We start from the raw sequence: 2,652 nt of genomic DNA, 5'->3' as shown, positions 1-2,652 counted from the left end.
CCGGCCTGCTCCGCAGGCCACCTTCTCCCGCAAGGGGAGAAGGGGCGCGCACTGAAGGCTTAGCCGCCGCTCGCGGCCTTGGCCGGGACCATGACCGTGACCTCGTTGGTCTTGGACATGAACTTGATCCCCTTTACCCGGCCGTCCGAGTAGCGGTTCCAGTGGCCGCTGACGTCGATGGGCGTGGGCGTCTGGGCGCCGGGCGCGGTGGGCGCCGTGGCGATGACGTCCACCTCGTAGATCCCGTCGGCCGGCTGGGCCGCGTAGATCCGGGGCAGGAAGGCCGGCGCGGTGTAGCCGGCGCTGGCGGCCGTCGCCTTGGCGGAAAGGTTGAGGCCGCCGGAATGGCCGACCTCGACGTCGCCCGACTGGATCGAGAGCACCTGCTCCTGGCCGGCGTACATGGGCGCGGGCCGGGCCAGCGACTTCTTCGGCGGCGGCTGGGGCGTGGCCTCGGCCTGGCTGACCTGGCCCTCGCAGGCGGTGAGCGAAAGGCAGGCCAGCGCGCCCGCCACGAGAATGAACCTGCGCATGGTTCGCGTTCCTCCGATGTCGGCGACGTTGTCTGTTCTTCTCGACTCGGGCTCGTCGCCTCGCCCTAAGGTGGAGTTTGCGCCGATAACGGCGTTTGGCGAGCGTTTCTTGCGGGCGGCGCTTTGGCGAACCACCTGAGGCGGCCTATAAGCCGCGGTTCCCGCAATTTCCGACGTCCCGGAGCTCCATGTCCCGCATCCTGATCACCTCGGCGCTGCCCTACATCAACGGCATCAAGCACCTGGGGAACCTGGCGGGCTCGATGCTGCCCGCGGACGTCTATGCGCGGTTCAAGCGGGCCGAGGGCCACGAGGTGCTCTACATCTGCGCCACCGACGAGCACGGCACGCCGGCCGAGCTGGCGGCGGCCGCGGCCGGCCAGGACGTGCGCACCTATTGCGACGAGCAGCACGACATCCAGAAGCGGGTGGGCGCCGAGTTCGGCCTGTCGTGGGACTGGTTCGGCCGCTCGTCGAACCCGCCGAACCACCGACTGACGCAGCACTTCTGCGAGGCGCTGGAGGCGAACGGCCTGATCGAGGAGCGGACGGATCGGATGATCTATTCGCTCGACGACAAGCGCTTCCTGCCGGACCGCTACGTCGAAGGGATCTGCCCGCACTGCGACTATCCCAAGGCGCGGGGCGACCAGTGCGACAACTGCGGCCGGCTGCTCGACCCGATGGACCTGAAGGAGCCTTACTCGGCGGTCTCGGGGTCGCGGAACCTGGAGGTGCGCGAAACGCGGCACCTCTATCTGCTGCAGTCGAAGCTGGCGGACCGCATCCGCCAATGGGTGGACAGCAAGACCGAGTTCCCGCAGCTGACCCGCTCGATCGCCTACAAGCACCTGGACGAGGGGCTGATCGACCGCGGCATCACCCGCGACCTCGCGTGGGGCATTCCGGTCACGAAGGGCGGCGCGCCCCGGTCAGGGTTCGAGGACAAGGTCTTCTACGTCTGGTTCGACGCGCCCATCGAATATATCGGCGCGACCGTGGAGTGGGCCGAGGCGACCGGCGCGGAGTGGGAGCGCTGGTGGCGCACGGACAAGGGCGCGGACGACGTCCGCTACGTCCAGTTCATGGGCAAGGACAACGTCGCCTTCCACACGGTGAGCTTCCCGGCGACCCTGCTGGGTTCGGAAGAGCCGTGGAAGTCGGTGGACCTGCTGAAGAGCCTGAACTGGCTGAACTGGTACGGCGGGAAGTTCTCGACGAGCCAGAAGCGCGGCGTGTTCATGGATGCGGCGCTGGAGCTGCTGCCGGCCGACTACTGGCGCTGGTACCTGACCGCCAATGCGCCGGAGAGCGCGGACTCGCCCTTCACCTGGGAGCACTTTCAGAACACGGTGAACAGCGACCTGGCCAATGTGCTGGGCAACTTCGTGAACCGGATCGTCAAGTTCGCCGAGAGCCGCTTCGACGGCGTCGTGCCGGCGGGCGGCGAGCCCGGGCCGCTGGAGGAGAAGCTCTATGCTGACATCGGCGCCGGCCTGGCCTCGCTGACGGCGTCCCTGGAGGCGATCTCGATCCGCCGGGCGGCGCAGGACCTGCGCGAGCTATGGGTGACCGGCAACGCCTATCTGACGGAAGCCGCGCCCTGGACCGCGATCAAGACCGATCCCGAGCGGGCGGCTGCGGTGGTGCGCACCGGCCTGAACCTGGCCGCCCTGTTCGGCCGCATCTCGCAGCCGTTCATCCCGTTCGCCGCGGAGAAGATCCTGGGCGCGTTCGAGAATGCGCCGACGCAATGGCCAGGGACGGACGGCAGGGCGGAGCTATCCCGACTGAAGGAAGGCTCCAAGATCGCCGCTCCGCCGGTGCTGTTCGCGAAGGTCGAGGACGCCCAGGTGGCGGAGTGGACCGAGCGCTTCGGTGGTGCGGAGACCGAGGCCGCCTGACCCGCGGGCCCTAGTGCGCCGGGGCGGGGGCCTTGGGGTGGACTTCCATGAAGCTGGGGACGGCAGCGTTGAAGGCCTCGGCGTTGCCGGTGCGCAGGATCACGTCGTGGCCGCCTTCCCACATCATGTGCAGGGCGACGTAGAGCACGATGACGAGGCCGACGTAGCCGATCCAGCGGTACTTGTGCAGCAGCCGGGCGATGGCGTGGGCGGCG

2 protein-coding genes and 1 pseudogene are annotated in these 2,652 nt (G+C 68.7%); 1 reads left to right on the top strand and 2 read right to left on the bottom strand.

The genetic code is table 11. The features are described 5' to 3' along the window. Nucleotides 1-59: 59 nt before the first annotated feature. Nucleotides 60-533 carry a hypothetical protein gene (locus RIF93_RS20010; protein WP_309093200.1) on the bottom strand — a complete coding sequence of 158 codons (474 nt, stop codon included), beginning with the start codon at nt 531-533 and terminating at the stop codon, nt 60-62. A gap of 188 nt (nt 534-721) precedes the next feature. Here RIF93_RS20010 and metG point away from each other — a divergent pair, with 188 nt between their 5' ends. Further along, on the top strand, nt 722-2,437 hold the full coding sequence (gene metG / locus RIF93_RS20005; RefSeq protein WP_309093199.1) for a methionine--tRNA ligase: 1,716 nt from the start codon (nt 722-724) through the stop codon (nt 2,435-2,437). A gap of 10 nt (nt 2,438-2,447) precedes the next feature. On the opposite strand, the pseudogene RIF93_RS20000 reads toward metG, so the two are convergent. Further along, nucleotides 2,448-2,652 (bottom strand): annotated as a pseudogene (locus tag RIF93_RS20000) (TerC family protein); the annotation flags it as partial.

The sequence above is a fragment of the Phenylobacterium sp. genome (assembly GCF_031181185.1).
Taxonomy (GTDB): Bacteria; Pseudomonadota; Alphaproteobacteria; order Caulobacterales; family Caulobacteraceae; genus Phenylobacterium.
This window is presented reverse-complemented; position numbering and strand designations above follow the sequence as displayed.